28 protein-coding genes are annotated in these 24402 nt (G+C 39.0%); 7 read left to right on the forward strand and 21 right to left on the reverse strand.

The window, feature by feature from the left end:
* The 6 genes from AB5642_RS16245 to AB5642_RS16270 all read right to left on the reverse strand — a co-directional run.
* The coding region (locus AB5642_RS16245) for a hypothetical protein (RefSeq protein WP_368371759.1) at window positions 1-2858 on the reverse strand (2858 nt) is incomplete at its 3' end.
* A gap of 112 nt (window positions 2859-2970) precedes the next feature.
* Entirely contained in the window at window positions 2971-3390 is a 420-nt protein-coding gene (locus AB5642_RS16250) for a hypothetical protein (RefSeq protein ID WP_173719638.1), read from the reverse strand.
* 145 nt (window positions 3391-3535) lie between these two features.
* Entirely contained in the window at window positions 3536-3763 is a 228-nt protein-coding gene (locus tag AB5642_RS16255; RefSeq protein WP_227199222.1) for a hypothetical protein, read from the reverse strand.
* A 1-nt stretch (window position 3764) separates the two neighbouring features.
* Complete coding sequence (locus AB5642_RS16260) at window positions 3765-3989, reverse strand: hypothetical protein (RefSeq protein ID WP_227199223.1); 225 nt, start codon at window positions 3987-3989, stop codon at window positions 3765-3767.
* Window positions 3990-4287: 298 nt separating this feature from the next.
* The gene (locus tag AB5642_RS16265; protein WP_173719637.1) at window positions 4288-5145 is read right to left on the reverse strand and encodes an Rpn family recombination-promoting nuclease/putative transposase; all 858 of its coding nucleotides are present in this window, start codon (window positions 5143-5145) and stop codon (window positions 4288-4290) included.
* Window positions 5146-5527: 382 nt separating this feature from the next.
* Window positions 5528-5707, reverse strand: a complete 180-nt coding sequence (locus AB5642_RS16270) for a hypothetical protein (protein ID WP_368371762.1) — start codon at window positions 5705-5707, stop codon at window positions 5528-5530.
* Window positions 5708-6310: 603 nt separating this feature from the next.
* On the opposite strand from AB5642_RS16270, the gene AB5642_RS16275 reads away from it, so the two are divergent.
* Complete coding sequence (locus AB5642_RS16275) at window positions 6311-7375, forward strand: tyrosine-type recombinase/integrase (RefSeq protein WP_368371760.1); 1065 nt, start codon at window positions 6311-6313, stop codon at window positions 7373-7375.
* An 8-nt stretch (window positions 7376-7383) separates the two neighbouring features.
* Here AB5642_RS16275 and AB5642_RS16280 read toward each other — a convergent pair whose 3' ends face one another.
* Window positions 7384-8736, reverse strand: coding sequence for a site-specific integrase (locus AB5642_RS16280; protein ID WP_148462632.1), 1353 nt, complete (start codon window positions 8734-8736; stop codon window positions 7384-7386).
* Window positions 8733-9914 (reverse strand): site-specific integrase, encoded by a 1182-nt coding sequence (locus AB5642_RS16285; protein WP_148462633.1) that lies wholly within the window; start codon window positions 9912-9914, stop codon window positions 8733-8735. Before AB5642_RS16285 ends, AB5642_RS16280 begins: the two co-directional genes overlap by 4 nt.
* Window positions 9915-10046: 132 nt before the next feature.
* Between AB5642_RS16285 and AB5642_RS16290 the strand changes: the two genes are divergently transcribed.
* Entirely contained in the window at window positions 10047-10286 is a 240-nt protein-coding gene (locus AB5642_RS16290) for a helix-turn-helix domain-containing protein (protein ID WP_118584335.1), read from the forward strand.
* A gap of 376 nt (window positions 10287-10662) precedes the next feature.
* Here the strand turns inward: AB5642_RS16290 and AB5642_RS16295 are convergent, their stop codons facing one another.
* Entirely contained in the window at window positions 10663-10818 is a 156-nt protein-coding gene (locus AB5642_RS16295; RefSeq protein WP_173736628.1) for a hypothetical protein, read from the reverse strand.
* Window positions 10819-10953: 135 nt separating this feature from the next.
* Here AB5642_RS16295 and AB5642_RS16300 point away from each other — a divergent pair, with 135 nt between their 5' ends.
* Window positions 10954-11193, forward strand: a complete 240-nt coding sequence (locus tag AB5642_RS16300) for a helix-turn-helix transcriptional regulator (protein WP_173719755.1) — start codon at window positions 10954-10956, stop codon at window positions 11191-11193.
* Window positions 11194-11287: 94 nt separating this feature from the next.
* Here the strand turns inward: AB5642_RS16300 and AB5642_RS16305 are convergent, their stop codons facing one another.
* The gene (locus AB5642_RS16305) at window positions 11288-11485 is read right to left on the reverse strand and encodes a hypothetical protein (protein WP_147343030.1); all 198 of its coding nucleotides are present in this window, start codon (window positions 11483-11485) and stop codon (window positions 11288-11290) included.
* Between the two features lie 93 nt (window positions 11486-11578).
* Here AB5642_RS16305 and AB5642_RS16310 point away from each other — a divergent pair, with 93 nt between their 5' ends.
* A complete protein-coding gene (locus AB5642_RS16310) occupies window positions 11579-12031 on the forward strand; it encodes a hypothetical protein (protein ID WP_118583074.1) in 453 nt (150 codons plus the stop codon).
* Window positions 12032-12406: 375 nt separating this feature from the next.
* Complete coding sequence (locus AB5642_RS16315) at window positions 12407-12646, forward strand: DUF6061 family protein (RefSeq protein WP_148462634.1); 240 nt, start codon at window positions 12407-12409, stop codon at window positions 12644-12646.
* Between the two features lie 183 nt (window positions 12647-12829).
* Here AB5642_RS16315 and AB5642_RS16320 read toward each other — a convergent pair whose 3' ends face one another.
* The 8 genes from AB5642_RS16320 to AB5642_RS16355 all read right to left on the reverse strand — a co-directional run bounded on the left by AB5642_RS16320 (window position 12830) and on the right by AB5642_RS16355 (window position 20060).
* Window positions 12830-13189: a hypothetical protein gene (locus tag AB5642_RS16320; protein ID WP_243271376.1), complete on the reverse strand. Its 360-nt coding sequence runs from the start codon at window positions 13187-13189 to the stop codon at window positions 12830-12832.
* Window positions 13190-13288: 99 nt separating this feature from the next.
* A complete protein-coding gene (locus AB5642_RS16325) occupies window positions 13289-13588 on the reverse strand; it encodes a metalloregulator ArsR/SmtB family transcription factor (protein WP_005330972.1) in 300 nt (99 codons plus the stop codon).
* Window positions 13589-13723: 135 nt separating this feature from the next.
* Entirely contained in the window at window positions 13724-14425 is a 702-nt protein-coding gene (locus AB5642_RS16330) for a succinate dehydrogenase/fumarate reductase iron-sulfur subunit (RefSeq protein ID WP_148462635.1), read from the reverse strand.
* Window positions 14426-14430: 5 nt separating this feature from the next.
* Window positions 14431-15975, reverse strand: a complete 1545-nt coding sequence (locus AB5642_RS16335) for an FAD-binding protein (RefSeq protein ID WP_173719594.1) — start codon at window positions 15973-15975, stop codon at window positions 14431-14433.
* Window positions 15972-16511, reverse strand: a complete 540-nt coding sequence (locus AB5642_RS16340) for a hypothetical protein (protein ID WP_025579815.1) — start codon at window positions 16509-16511, stop codon at window positions 15972-15974. Before AB5642_RS16340 ends, AB5642_RS16335 begins: the two co-directional genes overlap by 4 nt.
* A gap of 10 nt (window positions 16512-16521) precedes the next feature.
* Entirely contained in the window at window positions 16522-17040 is a 519-nt protein-coding gene (locus AB5642_RS16345; protein ID WP_173719595.1) for a hypothetical protein, read from the reverse strand.
* 15 nt (window positions 17041-17055) lie between these two features.
* On the reverse strand, window positions 17056-19641 hold the full coding sequence (locus tag AB5642_RS16350) for a heavy metal translocating P-type ATPase (protein ID WP_173719596.1): 2586 nt from the start codon (window positions 19639-19641) through the stop codon (window positions 17056-17058).
* A 59-nt stretch (window positions 19642-19700) separates the two neighbouring features.
* The gene (locus AB5642_RS16355; protein WP_015512809.1) at window positions 19701-20060 is read right to left on the reverse strand and encodes a helix-turn-helix transcriptional regulator; all 360 of its coding nucleotides are present in this window, start codon (window positions 20058-20060) and stop codon (window positions 19701-19703) included.
* Window positions 20061-20447: 387 nt separating this feature from the next.
* Between AB5642_RS16355 and AB5642_RS16360 the strand changes: the two genes are divergently transcribed.
* Window positions 20448-20705 (forward strand): DUF6061 family protein, encoded by a 258-nt coding sequence (locus AB5642_RS16360; RefSeq protein ID WP_072522455.1) that lies wholly within the window; start codon window positions 20448-20450, stop codon window positions 20703-20705.
* A gap of 179 nt (window positions 20706-20884) precedes the next feature.
* On the opposite strand, the gene AB5642_RS16365 is transcribed toward AB5642_RS16360, so the two are convergent.
* Both AB5642_RS16365 and AB5642_RS16370 read right to left on the reverse strand, forming a co-directional pair.
* The gene (locus AB5642_RS16365; RefSeq protein WP_148462638.1) at window positions 20885-21841 is read right to left on the reverse strand and encodes a 2-hydroxyacid dehydrogenase; all 957 of its coding nucleotides are present in this window, start codon (window positions 21839-21841) and stop codon (window positions 20885-20887) included.
* A 32-nt stretch (window positions 21842-21873) separates the two neighbouring features.
* On the reverse strand, window positions 21874-23217 hold the full coding sequence (locus AB5642_RS16370) for an MATE family efflux transporter (RefSeq protein WP_173719597.1): 1344 nt from the start codon (window positions 23215-23217) through the stop codon (window positions 21874-21876).
* Between the two features lie 214 nt (window positions 23218-23431).
* Between AB5642_RS16370 and AB5642_RS16375 the strand changes: the two genes are divergently transcribed.
* Entirely contained in the window at window positions 23432-23884 is a 453-nt protein-coding gene (locus AB5642_RS16375) for an Lrp/AsnC family transcriptional regulator (RefSeq protein WP_226815844.1), read from the forward strand.
* Window positions 23885-23963: 79 nt separating this feature from the next.
* On the opposite strand, the gene AB5642_RS16380 is transcribed toward AB5642_RS16375, so the two are convergent.
* Window positions 23964-24402, reverse strand: a 439-nt coding sequence (locus AB5642_RS16380) for a Fic family protein (protein WP_368371761.1), incomplete at its 5' end; no start/stop codon positions are given.

Here is a 24402-nt window from a genome sequence, read left to right on the forward strand (position 1 = left end):
GTTTCATACATTAGTTCCAACATTTCGTTCATAAAGGCTGGAACTTTTTCATCTGCAAGAAACATTGCTTCCACTTCCCATGAATAAATTCCTTCGTCATAGAATTCTTTTAGCAGAGTACATAGTTTTTTTGACTGAACCGGATTAGTTCCCTTCCATCCATTTCTGCCAAAAGATGCAATCGCACGAATCATCATTTTCATATGCCATTTTGAAAAAGTAAATTGAAAATCGTATTTGCTTTCTTTCCAATATTTTACCATATCTGAACAACAGCCGATGAACAGTTCCAAAAACCATTCTTTTTCTTTCGCAGACCATTCATCTACATAGTACCTATTCCAAACCGCCAGTTGTTCCCAATATGATATTTCAGTAAAATTCCTGCCTCTTATATCCTCTTTCCATTTTGAAGATACTTTTTCACTGATAAAACTCTTTTTTATTCTTTCTAAGGGATCTATTTCTTCTGGATGTGGCCATTTCATAAATACAAAAAAATAATATTGCTCTAGATCTGGCAACTGCGTATCTTCATTAAGTTTACTCCATAATAATTCTCCAAAGGCAACTTCTTGTTCTCTGGTTAATTTTCCCCATGTATATAACTGCCCCATTCTGGCCAATACGGAGGTTCGATTTATTTTCTGTTGTTTTCCTATATTAAATATTGCTTTAATAATTCGGGGTTCAAGATGAGCTTTTCTATATAATGGATTTGATAATTCATACTCTGTAAACACATCAAAAGGATCTAGCTGTACTACTCCAAGTATATTTTCTCTCTCTTTCATTGAGCAGGTTAATAATGCATTTATTTTAGTTCTTTTAATATAATCTGCGGTTTGATTCATAACAGAGGAAATGAATTTATTTAATAATCTTTGATCTTTCACCGCATTTTCTCCAATCAATTGGATCATCAAGTCTATCATTTTTCCCTGCTGCACAGAATCCAATACAGCACACATTCTTTCTAATATAGGAATTCCGGATTCTACAATAGAGGTATAAACATTTTGATCATACCATGGATCATATTTCTGAACTTTTCCTATATTATTCATTATCGCATTATATACATATTCAAAAAGTTCATCGATTTCTTCTCTATTCTCGGATCGTAAATATTCTCTTGTAATACATTTTTTTACCACATCTGTTTTTCCAAGACGAAGTAAAAGCTGCCATGTATATTGAGGATAGTAAGATAGCAAGCTTTTTACTAAAATATCCTGCTGATTATTCAGTAAACTTTTACTTCGAAGATATAATGGAAATCCACTATATTCAATGCTTTTAAAAACAGAATATGCCTCCCAACAATTGTTCTCAGATCTAACCAAAGTAATGGATTCCCGATTTAACTCAAATTCCGGTTCTGGAGATTCCTTTTTTAACCAGGTTAATGCACCGTCTGTAAACAGAATTTTTTCTTTATCCCAGTTATAATACTTTTTATATTTAGAAATCTCATTATTAATTTCATTGCATTTTTTTCTGGTTTCTTCCTTATATGGATTTATACAAAATATTAAATGTTCTTTTAAATACAATGCACATACCAGCAGAGACTTCAAATATACGTTTTTGGGGCTGCTCTCTGCTATTTCATTATTATTCTTTTGTATATCGTTGGTAAGTTCTTCTACTGCTTTCAGTGCTTCCTCATTAAGACCACATTCAGTCATTACGCCAATGAATCTTAAGCGTACCTCATAAGGCATTTCTTCTAAAGAGCATGATACCAGTTCTAGCTGAACTTTTTCCAGATCCATTTTGAATAAATTCATAAGAATTTCTTCAAGTTTCAAATAATATTTGCCATCAACTATAAAATTTGTGCAAGGTTTAAGCAGGTCACAAATGCTGTTCCACTTTTCTTCATCCATATTTTGTCTATAGTTTTCAAGTAAATATAACCCTACTGTAAACCATTTATTCTTGTTTTTCTCTTTCAAATCCGAGTGAGAATTTAAAGTATCCCATATTTTATATAAGTTATTCTCAATATTTTTATCTAAAGGCAAACAAGATTTTTTATATCTCCTTGTATATTCATAAGCAAAATCCAGTAATTCATTACAGTAGTCAAGATTAGATTCTAATTCTTTTTCGCTACATTGTAAAAGTTCTTTTCCATTGGTATAACTTTTTACCTGTTGCCTGAAATCTGCTGGAACTATAAGCCATCCGGGATACTGCTCAAATTCTTTGGCCCATTGCTTGGTTAACTCTTTTCTTTCTTTTCTACGTTTATTAGAATTTCCCAATAACCCTTCTATCCTTGTATATTTAATATTCCAATTATAATCTTCAGAATATACATTACTCATATTTAGTAAAGGATTTGTATTCTCTTCAATGTTTCTTGAATTAGTATCGTTTTCTAGTTGTTTATTTTTTAAATATACATTTTGATCAATACCATTTTGAAAAGCTTTTGCTTTTGTTTCCTCACAACGTACATTTAATAATGCTGCCCGATCATATACTGGAATATTATTATTTTCAAAAAACTTTTTTCGATTTTTTACGCTAATTCCCAGTAACGAATTAGCTTTTCCTTTTTCAACATTTTGCATGTTTGCAATTCCCACAATACAATTATTATAATCAGCTATGAGACTTCCCGAAAAACCTTCATAATCCATGGCAGCAGAATCTATTGTATCTAAGATCATATTTTTATTAGGTTTTTTTAAAAGATTAGTATTTTTTAATTGTATCCACCTTTTTTCAAAGCCAAAACTTTTACCATATCCAACCATTTGTAATTCGTCAAAAACATCTAGTTCTGCACTAACCAAATAAAGAGGCTGAACATCAATACTCTCTTCGCATCGTAATACAACCAAATCCTCTGAGCTGTTATTGTCCTCAGAAATTACGGTTGTATGGTAACTCCGTTTATTTCCATTGTCCCCCTCCCATTTTTGAAATAAATATCGAATACTTGTCTATTAAGATTCAAATCTTTTCTAAGTATGCTTTTAGCTTTTCTGGTGACATTTCTCGTAATTTTGAAGTTGATTCAAGCTTTTTTTCAAGCGTATGATCTTTTGCATATTGGCGAAATTCTGCTAATGTCATTCCATGTTCTGTGCAATAAATTCTTAGATTTATAATTTGTATATGAATACGAGCGTTTTTTATATAATCTTGTGCTTCAGAAATATTTTCGACACAAAAATGTTTATTTAGTAATTGATAGATTTCGCTATCAGTCCTTTTCAGCTCCACAAAGGCACAAACAGCACTGGAAATATCTTTTTCTCTTTGCTTTTCTTTGGCACGAACAATTTCGTTATCGCAATATTGATTGATATAATCAATTACAGCATCATTCAAAAAAATCCCAATTTTTTGTAATTCTTGTTTTAAGTCCATACTCTTCTACTTTTGTTAAAATAATGCGATGTTGTTGATAGTATATTATAATATGCATTTTCAAAAAATTTTCGGTAGGAGTAATCTCATAGTTTGGGAAAAAGGGCAAGTCTAAATAGACCCGCCCCTCTATAATAATTTTCAGTTATTTCATTACACATAAACTTTCATCAATCCATTTCTGGACTTCTTTTTCAGTTACCTTAACTAGGCGTACAATTTGCTTAACATCCATTCCCTCTTCTGCCATAAAAAGAACTGTTTCCTTTTGGGTCTTTAATTCACCACGCTTCTCGCCACTTTCCATTCCCGCGCTATAAATTTTCTCCATTTCATGGCACATAAGCTCAATCCCTTTCTGTGTTTCTTTCAATTCATGTACCCCTTTTTGCAAGAGCAGGACTGTGCATTTTATCTGCTCTTTTACAATGCAGATCGTGCATAAGCCTTCCAAGTTCTGTATCGTCCTGTTTCCTGGAATTCACATAAATGATATGTACTTCATCCTGGAATGCTTTATTAATCTCCTTGATTTGTCTGTCAATATGGTAAATCGGAAGTCCATATCCAAGGATATTATCTCTGGTAATAAAAATCACGTAGCTTTCTGGCAGCTCATCGAAGTCCTGACCGGGATTTATTCATCAGGCCGCTATGATAACGAGCTCGTTTCGGGGATGCGCCCTCATTATCTTGTTGGTTTTCTACACCAAACTTTAACTCTTAAAAATAATACGAAATAAAACACCAAAAATCACAAATTATAGACAAAGAAAGTATTTTTTCGAACAGATCTATTTCCCATATTTGATATTTCATCTTTTTGAAAATGCTAAATATACAATATTGTAAAAAGGCAAGCCTAATCAGACCTGCCCTTTTATAATGATTTTTCAGTTATTTTGTTACACACAAAGTTTCATCAATCCATTTCTGGACATCTTTTTCGTTTACTTTAATTAGGCGGGCAATTTGCTTAACATCCATACCTTCTTCGGCCATAGAAAGAGCTGTTTCCCTCTTGGCTTTGAGTTCACCTTTTTCTATACCGCGCTTCTCGCCGCTTTCCATTCCCTCGCTATAAATTTTCTCCATTTCATGGCACATAAGCTCAACCCCTTTCTGTGTCTCTTTCAATTCATGTACCCTTTTTGCAAGAACCGGACTGTGCATTTCATCTGCTCTTTTACAATGCAGATCATGCATAAGCCTTCCAAGTTCTGTATCGTCCTGCTTCCTGGAATTTACATATATGATATGTGCTTCATCCTGGAATGCTTTGTTAATCTCCTTGATCTGTCTGTCAATATGGTAAATCGGAAGTCCATATCCAAGGATATCATCTCTGGTAATAAAAATTACATAGCTTTCCGGCAACTCATCGAAATCCTGACCAGGATTTAAGGTGTTCATATCCATTAGGCCACTATGATAACGGGCTCTCTTTGGAGACGCGCCTTCATTATCCTGCTGGATTTCTACATCAAACTGTTTGCCTTCAGAGTCTCTGGCAACGCAGTCCATTACTGCTGACCGGCCCTGCATATTTTTATAGTCCTTCTGAATTATCTGATCAATTACACGCAGATCCTGTTTTTCCATAATAACCTGCAGAACATATTCCAAGCATTCTCTTTGCTTGAATACGTTTCTCATAAAAATATCACTCATAAGGGTGAAATTCTTGATAATCCCTTTGTATTTATCATACCGTGCTTCTAATTCACTGTCTTGTATGCTGTTTTCAGTTGCCATGGGTGTAGTCACCTCCATTCGTCCTTATACTTAGAACGATAATAGACTTTTTATGTGATTTTATCTTAACATTAATAGGGGTTCTTTACAAGATGATTTTTTGTGGTTTGAAGGGGATGGTGTTTGAAAGCTGATTTATGAAATAATATCAAATGGAACTAAATGGCATTAGATAGCAGCGCCTGACAGAGAAAGCTATTATATGACACCAAATATCACTAAGTAGTACCAAAAGATCAATGAAGGGGACAAAAATCAACCTTGAAACTGTCACATTTGGTGTTCAAAAAAATTGTTGGTTCCGTGTGTTATTGAGTGTTATCTAGTGTTAAATGGTATCAAATGACACACAATATCATGTACTGGATGATACTACATAGCACTATATGATGTAAATGCGTTTAGATGGAAACAGCATTTCGCAGACATCCGGAAAACAAAACGCCACACGGACATCTATCCCGTCTAAATTTTTCATTACAGAGTTGACTTCCCCGCCGATATAGCGGGCTGCTTTGTCAACACTGAGCAATATTTCATCACTAAGTGCTAATTTTCTCATTCTTTTCCTTTCACATTTTGTCACTATTTGCCAAATACAGAACTTCTTCTGTTTAGATTTGGATAGTGCCTTTTTTTCTGAATACGTGGGAAAAATAATGCTCATTTTTGAACCTATTTTTACCCCGAAAACGGCATTTGGTCACTGCGGTACCGGCTGTGGTATATGCCGTTAATTATCCTATTATAATACAGGTCATTTCAGAAATTCAAGAGAAATCGTGTGCTTTTGTGGAAATGGTGAAAATTGGTGAAAATAGTCTGCTGTCCCTCCTTTTTTACAAGATTCTTTTTTTCAATACTAATATGTCATATTTTTTGTTTCTGTCAAAAAATGTCGGGGTACTTGTTTCTTTGTGGTTATCTGCTTTCCTGGAAAACCCTTTCTTAAATAACCATTCTTAAAAATATTACATACTAAATGTGTAAGTATTCTATAAATATATTTCTTTGTATGGACATCCACCTTACAGGATTAATATGTCATTTTTTTAGAATTTTGTCAAAAATTTTCATAAAAGATCGGATTCTGAGCGAAAATCGGACAATATATAACTGAAATATAGTTAAATGCTTAGCCAATGATGGCAGAAAGGAAAAAAGAATGAGAAAAGAATCAAAAGAAATGGCTGTTACAGCCGCAACAATGAAAAAAGAGAAAAGGAACGAACCTGCTGCAACTACTTTTGTTAATTACCTGGAGAGCTGGTACCAGAACAAATGTCTTTCGAATTCAACCAGCAGCAGTACGGCTGCTTACTACCACTGGATGATCTTCAATGTCATTGAACCCAGCCTTCCGGATAAGGAGCGGGCGGTTGACGATATCGATGCAGAATACCTGAATGCTCTTTTGGCATGCATCAATCAAAAAAATGAAAATACGGCTGCTTCGGCATACCGCTTTCTGCGTGTCTTTATAAAGGATCGTTTTGAACCAGATACCGGTGATTATGAACTTTTCTTTCAAATAAAAAAATATTCTGTTTTGGAAAAAAATCCTGTCCTTTATACACCGGAACAGCTTACCTGCTTATTATCAGCTGCAAAGAAAGACAACACCTCCCACTATCTGGAATATGCCCTGGCGCTTTACTGCGGGCTGAAACCCGGGGAAATCCTTGGACTTAAATATGACAGCTTCGATCTGGAGGCAGGCACGGTAACGATCTGCGGGCTGCATGCACGGAATTATGTGTCTGCTGACAGGAATGGGGGTGATAATAGTCAGAGTCTCAAATACAGTGGCAGAAAGCTCCGTTCAGACAGTAATTACCGTACTGTGCCTGTTCCGGAATTTTTATTTGATGAGATCAGGGAACGGAGATATCTGAATGAGGGCATTCTTCTGAGATATCCCGGACTGGCCGAAGAAGGCGCCCTGTGCCTTGGTCCATATGGAAAAGTCAAGACGCTTCCCACACTGAATACCAGACTGAAAAAGATCACACAGTCCTATGGCCTGCCCCGCATCTCCCTTGGAGACCTCAGATATATGTATCTCGCAGATCTTATCAAAAGGGAAAAACAGTTTGATAAGATCATGAAACTTTTCGGATATGCAAATCCTTACCGGATGCTGAACCTCTGCCAGCAGATCGCGGATATCCAGGGAGAGATTTTAACTGTAAACGTTCCGTTTCCTGAGATATTTTATTATAAAATGTAAAGCTGATTTTAATCATAAAAATAATTCCAATAAGCATGAGCATCGGGAAGCTGGTAGGGTTTCTGTTCCACATTGCACTGCCTTTTCGGTTCCACGCAGCCCTGTTCCTTCGATAAAAGATGATGGGCCAACACATACTCTTCGATTATCTTTGAGATATCATAGGTTTCCTGTTTCTGGGAGGCTACATAGATCCTGCTGGTAAAATCCGGGCTGTAATGTCCAAGACATTTAGAGATCGTTTTCATGTTGACCTGGTACTGGGCAAGGATTGTGGCATAGGTATTCCGGAATTTCCTCCAGGGAAGCCGGGAGATCCCGCTCTGTTCCATCAGGCGGTTATAAGGTTTGATATAAAAACTGCGGTTATGGCATTGCCCATTTTCATGGCAGCAGATGTAGCCCAGATCCAGGAACTCTGGATCAGAAGCTTTGCGTTTTTCGTAGCGCTGCCGTTCCAGGAGAATCTCATCCAGGACAAAATCAGCCAGTACCACTGTCCTTTTGCTGTTTTGGGTTTTCAGCGGAAGTTCACTGCACAGTACCGGTCTGCTCTCCTGCGCCACTTCCATGTACAGGTCCTTTCCAAGCTGGCGTTCCACAAAAAGTTTCTTGCCAAGGAAATCAATATCGCTGTACCGGAGTCCGGTGATCTCAGAAATCCGCAGGCCGGCAGTGACGGCAAGGAGCATGGGCAGATAAATCATGGGTTCCTGCTGTTTACACAGATATAAAAGATGGGCAGCTTGTTCCACGGTATAAACCTGCTGCCGGGTATCCACTTTTTTCTTCTGGCATGGCTGTTTTACTTCGGAAGAGATCCCGGTATAGATATCTCTGGAAAGATAGTTGTGTTTCCGCGCATAGCAAAGGGAAGCCGTGACGACACCCGCCGCAGTTCTTAATACTCCCGGATGGGGAATACCAGACAATGCCTTTACCAGGTCTCTTCTCTGCAGCGCATCCAGCTTCTTATGGCCGAGTTTGGGAAGCAGGTAGTTTTCTATGATATTCCGGTAAGCGTTGTAGGTATTATAAGTGATCCTTTTTTGTCCGAGCATATGATGGTAAAACCAGAAATCATAAAACTCTTTCACGGTATAAGAAAAAGGGATGAAATTGCCGTTTGCGATTTCCATGAGGGCCTCATCCCTTTCCTGGCGGGCCAGCTGCTTGTTGGAAGAGGTGGTCCGCTGTACCATTTTCACATCGCCGGACTCAAAAACAAGTAAAAGACGGAAACAGTATTTTCGTCTGGCTTTTATGTATATAACGTCACCAAGGGATTTCCCGGAGATGAGCCTGCCATAAAGGAAGGTTTCCTTTACCGGCATCTGGAGATAGGGTTCATTCTTTTTCACAGGTTTTTTCCCTCCTTTTTTCCAGCGCCAAGGACCGGATCCAGGGAACCTGCAACGACAGCACCAACTTCAGGATCCGTACATGGAATCCTGTTGCAAAATGCCAGTGTTGTAGTCTGTTTTGTGTGGCCAAGGATACCAGAGACTGCTTCAAGGGAAAAATCCTGTTCGAGAAGAAAACGGGCGAACATATATCTCAGATCACGCATGTTCAGTCTTGGAAGCCCCGCTTCTGTGGTGATCATTTTTAAAGCAGCTCCTAATGTAGAAACAGACTTTATCTTTGCTGTGGGGCCAAGACAAAGATAAGATTTATAGCCTGTAGCTGATGGATATTTTGTCAGGAGTTTCCTGTTTTCTTTCCGCCGGGCAGAAAGTTCCGAAAATAAAAAAGACGGAATTTTTAAGCTTCGGTTCTGTTTGGTCCCTTCCAGTTTTTTTAACTGGCAGTTCTTCCCGGAATCGTTCAAGGTACAGATCCTCTGGATTGTGATGATCTGTTCCTGTTGCTTGAAATCCGAATACTTCAGTCCGAGGATTTCCCCGGGTGTCAGGCCACAGAAAAGAGCCAGTTGAATCTCCAGGTAATGGTTGGAATTGGAAGCGGCAGTCAGGAATGTGCGAAGCTGTTTCGGGGTATAGAAAACCGGATTTCCGGGAGGCTCCGGATAGTGCCGGATCTGCTGGAAATCTATATCCGGAAGACAGTTGTTTACGCGGGCGTGTTTCAAAGCACTATGCAGCAGCTTATATGCATAATAGCCTCCGTTGCAGCAGTAAGCCTGGCAGGATTCCAGAACCTTATTGAGGTAATCGGGAGTGACACATCCCAAAAGAATATCCTTATGCAGATGAGGCTGGATAATCAGGTTTATGGTCCATTGCTTTTGAACCAGTGTACGGCTGCCATTAGAACCCTGAGCACACACATCATTCAGCCAGTAATCCAGATATTCCGAAAAGGTAAAAGGCATATCCCGCTCTTTTTTCAGTTTAGACAGCTGGTCCTGGTAAGAAGCCAGGGAACGCTGGTAACTCTCTTCTGCTTCTTCCCGGGATGAAAACCCGGTATGACGGCCATACTCGATGGTGTAGATAAGTGGATTTACGGTTTTGGTAAGGTGTCCCCAGGTGCCGTCACTGTTTTGGAAGACGGGGGTTTTGGTTTGTTTTTGCATTGATTCATTTTCTCCTTTGTGATTTTTTTACATGAAATATTTCTTTATCACGAAACATTATATGAAGTTTCTCGGCTATTATCAATACAAAAGTTTCTTAATAACGAATTATTGATGAAGGTAGGGAATATCATGCAGAAACTCAGACCGGATATGAACATTGGCGGGAACATACAGAAAATACGGTATAGCCGAAAGCTTACACAGGATCAAGTGATTGCCAAAATGAATCTCATGGGGATCCAGATCTCCAAAAGTACCTATGCGAAGCTGGAAACAAATCGGATGAATATTAAAGTAAGCGAACTGGTGGCCATGAAGGAAATCTTTGAATGTGAGTTTAATGATTTCTTTGAAGAGCTGAATGAGTAATAATATAGATAAAATATTATTCGGGGAACTCTCTTATTATCTAGGTATATGGCAAAACGTAATTATATAAGAGGGTTCTCTGTCTTTTTATATAAGATAATGTCGTATGTGACAAAATGTTTACAAGAAGGTCAGAATTTTTAAATTCCTGATTTCTCTTAGCTTATGCGCCTATATCATATTGAAATTTCTCATATATAGAATGCCGCATTTTTTTATATAATTGCTTAAAATTTTCTTCTGCATCGTCAGAAGAGATAGTATTTGAAGTGATTAAGGCACTTTCGAGCCGACTGCTGTAATTAAGGGCAAACTCAGGGGATTTCAGAAATGTATCCAGGGCAGCAGATTCCAGTTCCTCTCCTGCTTTCAAACGTTACAACTGAATACTATCAAAAAGTTCTTGTGTCATAGGTACGATCCCGTATATTGCAGCCCATTGAGTCTGAGTGAAATGTTTCAATTCTGCCGGCAATGTCAGTAATTTTTGTTTTTGCTCCAAGGTCAATTCGTTGAATAAACTTTTTTCCATAATCAAAATTTCCTCCCATTGGAATAAGTGTGTGCAAGTAATTACAGTAGAGATTCTACAACTTATAATTCAATTATATATTAGTTATCCTATACTTACAATCCTGAATAATATTGTAGTTGAGGGTAATGGTATATGGAAGATCGTAATTATGGAACTATCCGGATTAAATTGGATGAAATGATAGAAAAGCAAAACATCAGTAAGAACAAATTGGCTCACCGCGCCGAAATGCAAAGGACCCAACTCAACCAGTTTTGTAAAGGAACGGTAACACGGCTGGATACCGCTGTTTTAGCCAGGTTGTGCTGTGCATTGAATTGTAAGATCGAGAATCTGTTGGAGTACGTTCCACCAGAAAATAAGGAAAAATAAATATATCTCATAAGCTAAAAAGTGCAGAGAAGTATATTATACAGTTATACGTCTCTGTACTTTTTTGCTTATGATGGTCATATCCTTAATGAAATCATTGTAGGTAACCATCCGCTATGTTTTCACTCATGTGTGAGATATACCCCAACAACCTATATTCCCTTTCATTTTTCCAGTCACAGATCATGCCATCAGCAAAATTAAAATCTATACCTCTTCCCTTTGCAATATTCATACTTCTTGTAAATGTATTGTATAATCCTACTGTAGCCCATGAAAAAGCTGTATCCATGAAAAACACAGCTATCTCATAAGTGATATTGAATCCACAGCCAATCGTGCTACAATAAAATTATACATTTCAATATAAGAAGGAGGTCATTCTATGGCACTGCAAGAAGATTTCAATCAAATAATAGATTACGCACATTTTTGGAACTGGGCTCCTGATTGGGGAGAAGTGCAAAGAATATACGAGAAATTCCCTGATTCCTTCTCCGTACTTACGCCCTTTGCGTATTCCTATTTGGAAGAACTGATTAGAACTACAACCTCCGACTATGGACTTCCTTTATTCGATCGTAATGGGCAACCAGTTAAGGTCAATGTTGGCATGAAGTTGATTTCTTTGGCAATAGCAGAAAATCAAAATAATCAGGAATATGTCAAGGTTCTGGAAGAAACAAAGAAATATTTCAAATATGTAAAAGTAAACAACGATGAAAACGGGCGAAACAGAGTTATGCATGGATTCGTTCATCCCCGTTTTTGGAGCAAGGAGAACTTCGAACAACTCATTCATCATATTGCTGTTCTTTCACCTTACTCAAAGTTTTAATCTATAACTTCGCTTTGAAATACGTTTGGAATACTCGCTTGTGATTCTGAGGAACCATCTTGAAAGGATCTGCGTTTAGCAATTCCGATTGAGATTTCACCTGTTTTAAGAGATTTAATAACTGTTATATTTTGTTATTAAATTCTCCGCAAACCCTTGAAAACACTGAATTTATCACTGGTGAGCTTTCCCTTATTGTTTCCCTTGTGTTATATTGTCCCACCAGTGTTTACGAACTCTGATAAGGGCAAATACAAGGGCAAGAAAATCCTATAAAACAGTATAACACAAAATAAAAGTGACATGGTGAACTGATTGAAATGCTTCTGATTTTTGCAACAAATGATTGATTTAACGATAAGGAGATTTGATACGATGAGAACAATATTTGCAGAATACAATCCCAAGCGCAACAGTATTGATGTTTATACCTCTGTTGGCTATATGCTCCGCATTGACTGTTGGGAAGCTGAAAAGGACTTAAAAACCACATCAGGATCAGACTGTGCATTAAACGCACTCGCCATTGATGATCCTCTTGAATATGCAAGATTATATCTTGATGGAAATTTGCAGATGTGGGTAGATGCGGAAGAATCATTAGATATTTTTTAATTTTTAAACAAATACAACAGTTTAAATAACTATTAGCTACAATATTTCCGGAAAATTCATCATAGGTTTGTATAAACGCAAAGAAACGGCGGCTCTGAAAATCAAAGTCGCCGTTCTAAATTGTCTGGTTTTTCTTTTGCCGTCATGCGGCAGATAATCAATTCATTCTATTTTGAACTTCTTTTATGCTACCTGATGTCTGCAATAGGAATGAATCGCCAAGAATGTAAACACAAATAATTCAATTCCTGCCGAAATCAAAATAACATGCGGTGTCCAGAAACTCATTCCACCGATATTCAGATAATTGAAATTTGCAAGCTGATAAAGGAAATTGTTCTGCATACCAATTCCGGCAGATGGAAGTATGGTAGAGAGCCATGTTGCTCCCATCGCCACATAAGCAAAAAGCGGCATGAGAAGAACTACGATAGAGATCAGCAAAACTGTCAATGTGTCTTTACATTTTGCAGACAGGAACAACATACAGCTAACCGTTGCTAATACAGAAAGTAAGCCCGCTGCTGCGAGAATTATCTGCAACTGCCCCAGATTGATGTTTGGCAGGTTACAGTCAGGTAACGCTGGAAAAAACTAATTCCTGAATTTGATTCTTTTTTCATGATATCTGCTCTCCTTAAATTATTTACAACAATCCCCGTCACCGCATCCAAGGCAAGTAAGGGATTCTATAAAGTGTTTGTAATTCATCAATGTCTCACAATTCAAAGAATAGTGATGCCATTTTCCTTCCTTACGATCATTCACAAGGCCGCATCCTACCAGTATCTTCATATGATGGGATAAAGTTGGCTGGGTAATTTCAAATCTTTCCAAAAGTTTACACCCGCACTTTTCTCCATCCGACAGCATCTGTACAATTTCCAGCCGGTTCGCATCGCCCAAAGCCTTGCATATCAAAGCCACATCCATTGCATTCATATTGACACATCACATTGATCATTGTCTATGTTCAATATAATATATACATAGATATTTGTCAATGTATGCATTTTAAAAAAGAGAATCAAGTTTTTGATTCTCTTCATACATTCATTATAGCTTTTATCATCCATTTTATTTGCCCCAAACAGCCGCTGCATTCGACCTTACAAGCAGTTCTTCCACAGGCAGACCAATCGGACAAATATCATGACAAGATAACGACTTCCCGCATCCTTCAAAAAATCTCTTCTTATATTCAGCAGAAATCTCATTCAAATGAGTGCTTTCCTGTTCTTCATTCAGAATCCGAAATGCGTTGACTGCAGCAACAGTGCCTGCGAAAGTCCCATTTGCAGAGAAGTTAGGACACACTTCAAGGCAACAGCCACACATCAGACAGCGTGCCGACTGGTATCTCGGTTCATGTGTCCACGGATTCATATAAGCTTCACTTTCAAGCCAAAGGTTCAGTTTTTTCAAATTTTCAAACAGAATTGACCGGTCAACGATCAAATCTCTTACAAGCGGAAATTTGCTTAAAGGTTCCAAGGTGATTGTAGAACCTTTTAACGTATGTAGAAATGTAGAGCATGCCAGCCTCGGACGTTCGTTAATCAGCATGGCGCAAGCCCCACATTTTCGCACCATACAGCTACATTCCCAGCTGATGGGAGTAACTATATTCCCTGAATCATCTTTCAAAGGTGTTCTACTGTTCAATTCCTTTAGAACATTGGCAACAGAGCTGTTTTTGCTTCCGTCAAACTCAAATTCCTGCCAATAACTGTCTGATTTCTGACTCTCCTGCCGCCTGATTCTTATTTTATATACCAAGTGAATCACCGCCTTTCTGGAACAGGTACAAAGGAAATCTGTATCTGCTTTCCATCAAATCTGGCTACCGTTGTTTTAAGGTAATCATCGTCATTGCTCTTCGGATAATCCTCCCGCCAGTGTGCACCACGGCTTTCTTTTCTTGCAAGAGCACTCTTTAGAACTGCCATGCCAAGCAATGGAAGATTTCCTGTCAGCGCTTGTACCGTTTGAATCCCATTTAACAACGTATTCTCATTTCTGACAACGCCCATAGTATCCTGCATCACTTTGTTTAATTGCTTTATTTCTGAAATTTGAGACGTTGGTGGAAAATCTATCTGTGTCGCACAAGATAGATCTACTACATCTGCCTGTTCGCATGCTGATTTTGCCGCAACACGTCCTCCGTACAATGCGCCCAACAGGGAATTACCACCCAGACGGTTTGCACCATGATATTGGGCACAGCATTCCCCGGCAGCATAAAGATTCTGAATCGACGTTCTGTGCTGTTCATCCACAAGAATACCACCCATGAAGTAGTGGATTCCTGGCAAAACAGGCACCGGTTCCTTCCGGATATCCTTATGCAGATATGTCATGCAGTCATCTGCTAAGCCAGACAGCTTATTTGAAATGACCTCCTTCGATATTTCCGTCATATCAAGAAATACCTCGGATCCATGGCTGACCTTCCATATTTCTCTGGCGGTAATATCTCGTGGCATCAGATTTCCAAGCTCCGGGTATTTTTCCTCCATGAAATACCATTGTTTTCCATCTTTCATGGCAAACAACCTGCCACCTTCCCCTCTGGCCGCCTCGCTGATGAGCATGCGTTTTCCACCACATTTCACAGTTGTCGGATGGTACTGGATCATCTCGCCATTTGCCAGAGGAACACCAAGCCGGAACAATTCTGCGGTGACTTCTCCTGTATTGCTCAGCGAACCCGTTGTATTTCCAAACAATCCGTGCATACCACCGGTGGCAACAATAACCGCATTCCCCGGTAATTCCACAGTCTCCTGACTGTATTCATCCCTGATTACGCAGCCACAACAAATATTGCCACACAGACGAAGTGTTAGGAAAGAATGATGGCTGAACCGTTCTACCATACCAGATGCTTCTTTCCTGCGAACAGCGTCTATCATAGCTGTCATGATCTGCTTCCCGGTATCGCTCTGTGCAAAAGCAGTCCGTTTCTTTTTCTGCCCGCCAAAATTCCGCAGATCCACATCATCATAGCCACTCATGTTAAATTTAACTCCAAGTTTTAGCAGCCAGTGCACCAGCTCCGGTGCTGCCTGTGTCATTCCCCAAACTGCATTTGGATCTGCCAGACCACATGCTGCCTTTATTGTATCTGTAAAATGTTCTTCGGGACTGTCGTTTTCATCTTTTGTATTCAAAGCTGCGTTGATACCGCCCTCCGCCATAACAGACTGTGCCCGCTCTGACGGAAGGAAGGAAACCAGTTTTACATTGCATCCATTTTCCGCTGCCTGCAAAGCCGCTGAAAGTCCTGCCAGTCCAGCACCTATAATAATAATTGTCTTACTCATAGATATTGCCACCCAATATAATATAAAATAACCGCTCCCGCTATAAAAAGAAGAAGCACCGAAAGGATCAAATAAATATCGCTCCTTCGTTCTTTATAACTGATGATTCCCAGTGATACGAGCAATGGGCGTATATTGATAAAAATATGAACAAAGATTGCCGCTACGAACAAAAGCTGAGTTACCATCTTTACCGTTGTAAAAGGGAACAAAATATATGTCCCATTCTGCACCTTTCCAAACAAGCCAATATGGAATAACAGCAGAATCAGTATTGCCATCCCACTGGCTCGTCTCGCCCAGAATATGGCGTTCTGTTTCAGATACATTTTTCCGGATTGCTTCGCTGTCTGTAAACTCTGAACTGTCAGGATGACACCAATCACCGTATGCACAACAAGAATACCAACACCAATCCATGCAAGAAGTTTCCCTGCACTACTTCCAACTCCGTTCAGCATAAAGCTTCCCATGATTCCATGAATCATAAAAATGAGAAGCATTAAAACAGACAAAATCGTATTCCATTTTCTCATAAATTCCCGCTCACCTCATTTCTTCGCTGTCCATGATCATATAGTCCATCTGTGTTAGCGTTGTAACGTCAATAAAATCATCCGATGCCAGGAATACATCATACTTTCCACTTACCACTCTTGATAGCATCATTGTGTTACTGTACTCTTTCAGATCTACGGAAAAACCGGCCTGTTTCAACCTGTCACAGAGTTTCTTAGCATAACTGACAAGCGGATAATCCGTCTCAGATACATATAACCGAAAACTAATGTCCGTTTTCATGAGATCTGTTTCATTTGTTTCCGAATCGTCCAGTGCCAATTCTTTTAATTTATTCCGGGTGTTCTCGTTGTCGAGACCATCTGACATCATATTAATACCGAGAACATAAGAGCCTTCCAACTGTGCGGAGGCTTGAGCCGCCTTTTTTGACTTCGGTGTTGCTCCTGTGACTGCATCAATCATAGAAGGCGGTGAATGTAAAATGATACCAAAACCTACAAGAAAAACAATCGTAACAACTAACAGAATCAGTTTTCGTTTCACATTCCACCTCATTTCCTATTTTTTCAAAATTCTCATTGCGTTCAAAACAGCAATTATGGTAACGCCTACATCACCAAATACAGCTTCCCACATTCCCGCAATACCAAGAGCGCCAAGAATCAGGAACACACTCTTAATCCCAAGAGCAATCACTATATTCTGCATGACAATCTGTTTTGTCGCTTTTGCTACTTCAATCGCGTCCACCAGCTTAGACGGTTCATCTGTCATCAGAACTACATCTGCTGCTTCAATGGCCGCATCCGAACCAAGCCCACCCATTGCAATACCAACATCTGCACGGGCAAGGACAGGAGCGTCATTGATACCATCACCAACAAAAGCCAATTTGCTTCCCGGTCTCTTTTTACTGTCTAAAAGCTCAACCTTTTCCACTTTTTGATCAGGAAACAGTTGTGCATAATATTCATCCAACTGCAATTCTTCCGCAACAGCCTTTCCGATTTTTTCATCATCACCAGTAAGCATGACTGTTTTTTCCACACCGATATGTTTCAAATCAGAAATTGCTTTTTTGCTGTCCGGCTTTACTTCATCTGTTATCAAAATGCATCCGGCATATTGACCATCTACTGCTACATAAACCTTTGTACCAACTTTTTCACAGGCTGTGTACTCCACATGCTCTGAATCCATAAGTTTCGTATTGCCAGCATAAACTTTCTTCTTTCCTGCCATGGCACTGATTCCATATCCAGAAATTTCCTTGTAATCAGAGATAACTGATTGGTCAATTTCTTTTCCATAAGCAGAGAGAATGGATTTTGCAATAGGATGGTTAGAAAAGCTCTCTGCCTGGACCGCATACTCCAGAACCTGTTCTTTTGAAAATCCATTTGCAGGCAGAATATCAGTCACATTGAAAACACCCTTTGTAAGTGTTCCAGTTTTATCGAACACAATAATGCTGACATTATTAAGCGCCTCTAAATAATTACTTCCTTTTACAAGAACACCTCGTTTAGATGCCGCACCAATACCTCCGAAGAAAGTCAGCGGGATTGAAATGACCAATGCACATGGGCAAGATACCACAAGGAAAACAAATCCTCTGCGAATCCACTCTGTCCAACCTCCACCAAGAAGGATCGGTGGCAGAATTGCCAGAATAGCTGCTAAGATTACAACAACAGGAGTGTAATAACGTGCAAATGTAGTAATGAAATTTTCTGTTGGTGCTTTTCTACTGGACGCATTCTCCACAAGATCAATAATCTTTGAAGCAGTAGATTCACCAAATGCTTTCGTTGTCTTAATCGTTAAAACACCCGTCTGATTCATACAACCGGAAAGTGCTTCGTCTCCTTTATGAACGCTTCTCGGAACCGATTCTCCAGTTAAAGCCCTCGTATCCAGCATAGAATCTCCATCCAATACCACACCGTCTAATGGGATTTTTTCACCAGGCTTTACAATAATAATCTCGCCAATGGCAACACTTTCAGGAGATATGGTAATCAATTCTCCGTTCCTTCTGACTGTAGCACAATCCGGACGTATATCCATTAAATCTGATATAGATTTTCTGGAACGCTCAACAGCCAATGACTGGAAAAATTCACCAACTTGATAGAACAGCATAACAGCAACTGCTTCCGGATATTCACCAATGACAAAAGCACCAATCGTAGAAACGCTCATCAGGAAATGTTCATCAAATACACGTCCCTTTGAAATATTCCTCACAGCTTGCCATACAACATCCCCGCCAAGAATAATATAGGAGACAATGAGAAAAACTAACTCGACAGGCAGTGGCACTTTCACAAAAACTGTCAATGCCATACCAATACCATAGATTGCTGCGCCAATCGCTAAACGAATCGTCAACTTCTTGTCCTCATTGTTATAGGATGTATTGGTATCCTGTTTTTTTGCAGGTATATAGTATTCCTGTGCAATTTCGGAAACTTCTACATCTGGCTCATGGCTGTGGACAATCGTTTCAATCTGACTGGCTATTGTATTTACGGCAGCTGGAGCAACATTGATTGTCAGCGTCTGCTTCATCAAATTTACAGCTGAGGATTGTACTCCATCCAATTCTCCGACTTCTTTTTCAATTTTTGCGGAGCAGTTCGGACAGTCCAAGCCCTTTAACAAATAACTCTTTGTAACGGGGATAATTGTTTCTTCCTGAACCTCCACACTCGGCTCATGGCTGTGGACAATCGTTTCAATCTGACTGGCTATTGTATTTGCGGCAGCTGGAGCAACATTGATTGTCAGCGTCTGCTTCATCAAATTTACAACTGAGGATTGTACTCCATCCAATTCTCCGACTTCTTTTTCAATTTTTGCAGAACAATTCGGACAATCCAATCCTTTTAACGAATAACTCTTTGTAACATTCATAACGGTTTCTTCCTGAACTTCCACATCGGGCTCATGACTATGAACAATCGTTTCAATCTGACTGGCTATCGTATCTGCGGCTGTCTGAGTAACATTGATTGTAAGCGTCTGCTTCATCAGATTTACCACTGAGGATTGCACTCCATCCAACTCTCCGATTTCTTTTTCAATTTTTGCGGAACAATTTGGACAGTCCAACCCTTTTAATAGAAATATGCGTTTCATGATAATCTCCTTATAATTTGTTTAATTGTTCAATTACTCAACTATAATATTAAAAAATATTATTTCTGCCAAAGATGCTCAAATCCCTTGTCAATAATCTCTTTCACATGATCATCTGCCAGCGAGTAGTAAACTATCTGTGCTTCTTTACGGAATTTTACCAGATTCGCTAGGCGTAATGCCTTTAACTGATGCGAAATTGCAGATTTTGTTACCCCCAGTAGCACTGCAAGATCACATACACACATCTCACTCTGTTCTAGAGCGTGTAAGATTTGTACTCTAGTTCCATCTCCAAATAGCTTAAACAAAGAAGCCAACTGGATATAATCATCTTTTGGCTGCATCTTGGATTTCACATCATTCACAATATCCTCATGAATTACATCGCAATTACAAATATAAGACGTTTTTGACATATATTCACCTCCAAATAATAATAGTTGAACAATTACTCAACTATTATTATACTTATTTTTAAATTAATGTCAATAAGCTGATGTTAGTTCCCCATAAATTTTACAATTAAAACCAGCTCTTTATTCTTTTCTTAATCTTTTTTTCCCAGTATACCGTTTTGGCTTTCTTGTCACACTTCCTGTAAATTCCGATTGAGCTTTCCCTTATTGTTTCCCTTGTGTTATATCGTCCCGCCAGTGTTTACGAACTCTGATAAGGGAAAATACAAGACCAAGAAAATTATGTAAAACAGTATAACACAAAATAAAAGTGACATGGTGAACTGATTGAAATGCTTCTGATTTTTGTAGCAAATAATTGATTGAACGATAAGGAGATAAAATACGATGAGAACAATATTTGCAGAATATAATCCCGGACGAAACAGCATTGATGTTTATATCAGTGCAGGCTATATGCTTCGCATTGACTGCTGGAAAGCAGAAAAGAATTTGAGAACCACACCCGGATCAGATTGTGCATTAAACACACTTGCCATTGATGAACCACTAGAATATGCGAGACTGTATCTTGATGGAAATTTACAGATGTGGGGTAGATGCAGAAGATTCCTTGACATTATAGTAATGTTCAAAAAACGCTGAGAATAATTTCTTCTCAGCGTTTCTGACGACTATTCGGACTTATTTTTTCCAGTAATTCTATTGTTTATGTTATTCCTGCTATATTGGAAGAAGATATCAAAGCACTGATTTATTGATTGTAATTATATTTTTTTCACTCTGCAAACCCGGAAGTTATATCATCACTTTGCTGCCAGATACTATAGATCTGATACAACATTGATCGGATTTCCTTCCATAAACTGCTTTATATTATCCGCCAGAATAGAAACCAACCGCTGTCTTGTCTCAAGTCCTTTCCATCCCATATGTGGCGTCAAAAGGACTTGATCCATAGTATAAAGAGGGTTTGTTTCTTCAGGTGGTTCAGTTTCCTGAACATCAAGTCCGGCTCCTGCAATCATACCATTTTCTAATGCTTCTATAAGAGCAGCCTCATCAATAAGCGCACCTCTTGAAGTATTAATAATAAACGCTGATGGCTTCATAAGCGATAGAGTTTCTTTATTGATCATATGTTTTGTACTTTCTGTCAATGGACAGTGCATGGAAACATAATCACTATTCTTAAGCAGCTCCTCAAGCGATACATAGCAGATCCCCTTCTCATCCTCTTTCGGTGTCCTGGCATATACAAGTATGTTCATATCCAAAGCCTGTGCGATCTGGATAACTTTCCTGCCAATGTGTCCTGCACCTATAACACCAAGTGTTTTTCCATTTACCTCAACATGCGGAACCTGAAGATTTCTGGTAAAATTGTCATGATTTCCGCATGCCAGCATCTTCATCTGTACCTGCATTGCAGAACTCAGATTCAATATCATCATGATCGCAGTATGTGCCACACGTTCTGTGCTGTATGCCGGGATATTGCAGACTGTAATCCCCTTCTTTCGTGCTGCTTCAAGATCAATATTATTATATCCTGTACCTGCCTCGCAGATCAGTTTAACAGATTCCGGAAATTTCTGTATCATTTCTGCACTCACAGGCATCTCCTTTGTTACAATGATATCTGCACCCTGAATACGCTCTGACAGCTGCTGTTCTGTTGTATCATCATATACTGTAACATCAGAAGATAAAACGGAAAAATCCAGCTTCCCATCAAAATTCATTTTCTTTGCATTCAATACCACACATTTATCGTTCATACTATAAATTTCTCCTTTTAAATTACTTTAGGCTATCGAGATTGCACCTCTTTATCAGTCGGCCATGATCTCCGAAGAGCCACATAGGATATTAAAAAGTTTGCAAACCAACCTGCTGGTACAGCAAGCCAGACAAACACAATGCCAAAACGCGGTGCACAAATCAAAGCAACCGACAGACGGATCGCCAGATTCACCATATTTGCAATAAGGAACGGGCGCATGATTCCAAGACCACGAAGGACCCCATCGGTTGCCATTTTGATTCCCATAAAGATGAAGAAGTAACCGAGCCATCTCATATAACCCTCGGATACCTGATAAGCCAGGGCAGTTCCATCTTTACCAAGGAATAGTGAGGAAATCTGAGTATGCAATGTTTCAATGACTATAAAAGCAAGAACTGCAAAACATACATCTAACACCAGTGCAGCGTGATATCCTTTTTTGATCCGTTCAATTTTCTTTGCACCAAGATTCTGGGAAACATATGGGGAAACCGCATTGCCAATGGATACAAAAATCAATGAAAAAACATTCTCTACCCGCATCGTCGCCGCATAACCCGCAAGTGCCTGTGTACCGAAAGAATTTACAACAGCCTGTACGATCATCATACCGATGGACACTGTAGACTGCTGAAGAACCGAAGGTACAGCAATTTGAAGCATGGAATATAACTCCTGCCTGTCAAACCAGTCAAAGCGACTTTTATATCGACGCATCCGGCTAAGGAAAAGAAAAAGTGAAAACACCGCAGAAATCCCCTGTGCTATAAGAGTCGCAAGGGCTGCACCAAACACACCGAGACCAAGTCCTGCCACCATCCAAAGATCCATAAAAATATTTAAGATTGACGAGAATACCAGGAGCCCCAGTGGGATTTTTGATTCACCAATGGAAGTGAACATGTTGGAAAGAATGTTATACATAAACAGAAACGGAAAGCCCACAAAATAGACCCGCAGATATAACACTGCATCATTCAGTATATCGCCAGGGGTTTGTAATACTCTCATCATCGAGTGGGAAAAGCAAAAGCCAAAAACACCAAGGACTATGCTTAAAATTAAAAAGCTAAACAAGGACGTTGACACGATGGTCTTCATTTTTCCATACTCCCTGGCACCGAAATAGCGGCTCACGAGCACACCGGCACCGACACCTGCCCCCAGTGCCACACAAATGAAAACATTGGTCAGCGCTGCGCAGGCCCCGACAGCTGCAAGTGCAGAGGAGCCAACAAATTGGCCGACGATGATAGAGTCAGCCATATTGTATATTTGCTGAAAAAAACTGCCCAAAATCATTGGCATTGCAAAAACCGTCAACGCTTTAAGAGGCGTATCTGTGAGCAAATATTCATCTTTTGACATTATCATATTCCTCCAAAGCCTTTATAATTTCGCTTATTCTTTCCTTCACCAGAATCTATTCCATACATTCAAAACGCAAGTTTTAAATTACGTTATGAAACAATTATATGTAGCTACAGCTGCTAAGTCAAGCCCGCGTTTACTTTCAGCTAAATAAATGATATGATATTTAATATCCGGAGGATATTATTTTACAGGAGGGACACTTATGTAACTGAACGGTTTAGATGAACTGGATCAGAAAATCATCCAGTTGCTTATAGAAAATGCACGTATTTCTTACTCTGATATCGGTAAAGAAACCGGTATTTCCAGAGTGGCAGTAAAAGCCCGGATTCAGGCTCTGGAGAAACAAGGCATAATTGAAGAATATACAACTATAATAAACCCTCAAAAGATCAGCGGTGCTGTTTCATGCTATTTTGAAATCGAGATAAAACCAGACCATCTGTCGCAGGTGACAGATATATTACATAATAATGATACTGTCACGCAGATTTACCGTGTCACAGGAAGAGACAAGCTGCATGTACATGCCGTTGCTTCATCAAGTGATGAAATGGAACACTTCCTGCACACAGTCATTGATACACTTCCCGGCGTTATCAGCTGCAGCTGCAATACGATCTTATCACGTATTAAAGATATTAAAGGATTACGGCTATAGAAGCCGACATAAAAGGAAATGATTTTTGCTAAGAAAATGCCGGTTTTGACTGGCAAATTTATAAGCTACTTTCATATTTTTAAACACGGACATAACCAGTAGATGGACCTGCACCAACTTTTGCGATATACCCACTCTTAACCAGATTCGTCAAAGTCCTTTCCACGGTAATTTTGCTTATATCAGGACAAAGCTCCATGATTTCTTTCTTTGTAATTTTGCCAACCTTGTTATCAATAACCGCTTTAATTCTATCAGGCTTAGAAAGACTCCGATGCTTCAAATACTCTACACGGCTTTCGAATTCATTGTATGCTTTCAACATGATACCCAGATAATATTTAACAAAAGGCTCATAGCTGTTTTCGCCCTCATGCCAGCCAGTAGAACTTGCTTGAAGGGCTTCATAATATGTTTCTTTTGTCTTTTCAATCAGCATTTCCATACTGACATATTTTCCAACGATGTATCCCGCCTTGTAAAAAAGCAGTAAAGTGAGCAAACGGCTCATCCTACCA

It is taken from the genome of Ruminococcus sp. 1001136sp1_2201st1_G3_2201SCRN_220225 (genome assembly GCF_040924365.1).
GTDB lineage: Bacteria > Bacillota > Clostridia > Lachnospirales > Lachnospiraceae > Blautia_A > Blautia_A faecis.

Coding starts and splice junctions, on each gene's coding strand:
- AB5642_RS16310 (WP_118583074.1), top strand. CDS start 11,579: ATGGCACTGCAAGAAGATTTCAATCAAATAATAGATTACGCACATTTT.
- AB5642_RS16295 (WP_173736628.1), bottom strand. CDS start 10,818: ATGGAAAAAAGTTTATTCAACGAATTGACCTTGGAGCAAAAACAAAAA.
- AB5642_RS16360 (WP_072522455.1), top strand. CDS start 20,448: ATGAGAACAATATTTGCAGAATATAATCCCGGACGAAACAGCATTGAT.
- AB5642_RS16325 (WP_005330972.1), bottom strand. CDS start 13,588: ATGAATGCAATGGATGTGGCTTTGATATGCAAGGCTTTGGGCGATGCG.
- AB5642_RS16340 (WP_025579815.1), bottom strand. CDS start 16,511: ATGAGAAAATGGAATACGATTTTGTCTGTTTTAATGCTTCTCATTTTT.
- AB5642_RS16335 (WP_173719594.1), bottom strand. CDS start 15,975: ATGAGTAAGACAATTATTATTATAGGTGCTGGACTGGCAGGACTTTCA.
- AB5642_RS16275 (WP_368371760.1), top strand. CDS start 6,311: ATGAGAAAAGAATCAAAAGAAATGGCTGTTACAGCCGCAACAATGAAA.
- AB5642_RS16355 (WP_015512809.1), bottom strand. CDS start 20,060: ATGTCAAAAACGTCTTATATTTGTAATTGCGATGTAATTCATGAGGAT.
- AB5642_RS16370 (WP_173719597.1), bottom strand. CDS start 23,217: ATGTCAAAAGATGAATATTTGCTCACAGATACGCCTCTTAAAGCGTTG.
- AB5642_RS16265 (WP_173719637.1), bottom strand. CDS start 5,145: ATGGCAACTGAAAACAGCATACAAGACAGTGAATTAGAAGCACGGTAT.
- AB5642_RS16270 (WP_368371762.1), bottom strand. CDS start 5,707: ATGAGAAAATTAGCACTTAGTGATGAAATATTGCTCAGTGTTGACAAA.
- AB5642_RS16305 (WP_147343030.1), bottom strand. CDS start 11,485: ATGGATACAGCTTTTTCATGGGCTACAGTAGGATTATACAATACATTT.
- AB5642_RS16290 (WP_118584335.1), top strand. CDS start 10,047: ATGCAGAAACTCAGACCGGATATGAACATTGGCGGGAACATACAGAAA.
- AB5642_RS16350 (WP_173719596.1), bottom strand. CDS start 19,641: ATGAAACGCATATTTCTATTAAAAGGGTTGGACTGTCCAAATTGTTCC.
- AB5642_RS16315 (WP_148462634.1), top strand. CDS start 12,407: ATGAGAACAATATTTGCAGAATACAATCCCAAGCGCAACAGTATTGAT.
- AB5642_RS16300 (WP_173719755.1), top strand. CDS start 10,954: ATGGAAGATCGTAATTATGGAACTATCCGGATTAAATTGGATGAAATG.
- AB5642_RS16250 (WP_173719638.1), bottom strand. CDS start 3,390: ATGGACTTAAAACAAGAATTACAAAAAATTGGGATTTTTTTGAATGAT.
- AB5642_RS16365 (WP_148462638.1), bottom strand. CDS start 21,841: ATGAACGATAAATGTGTGGTATTGAATGCAAAGAAAATGAATTTTGAT.
- AB5642_RS16285 (WP_148462633.1), bottom strand. CDS start 9,914: ATGCAAAAACAAACCAAAACCCCCGTCTTCCAAAACAGTGACGGCACC.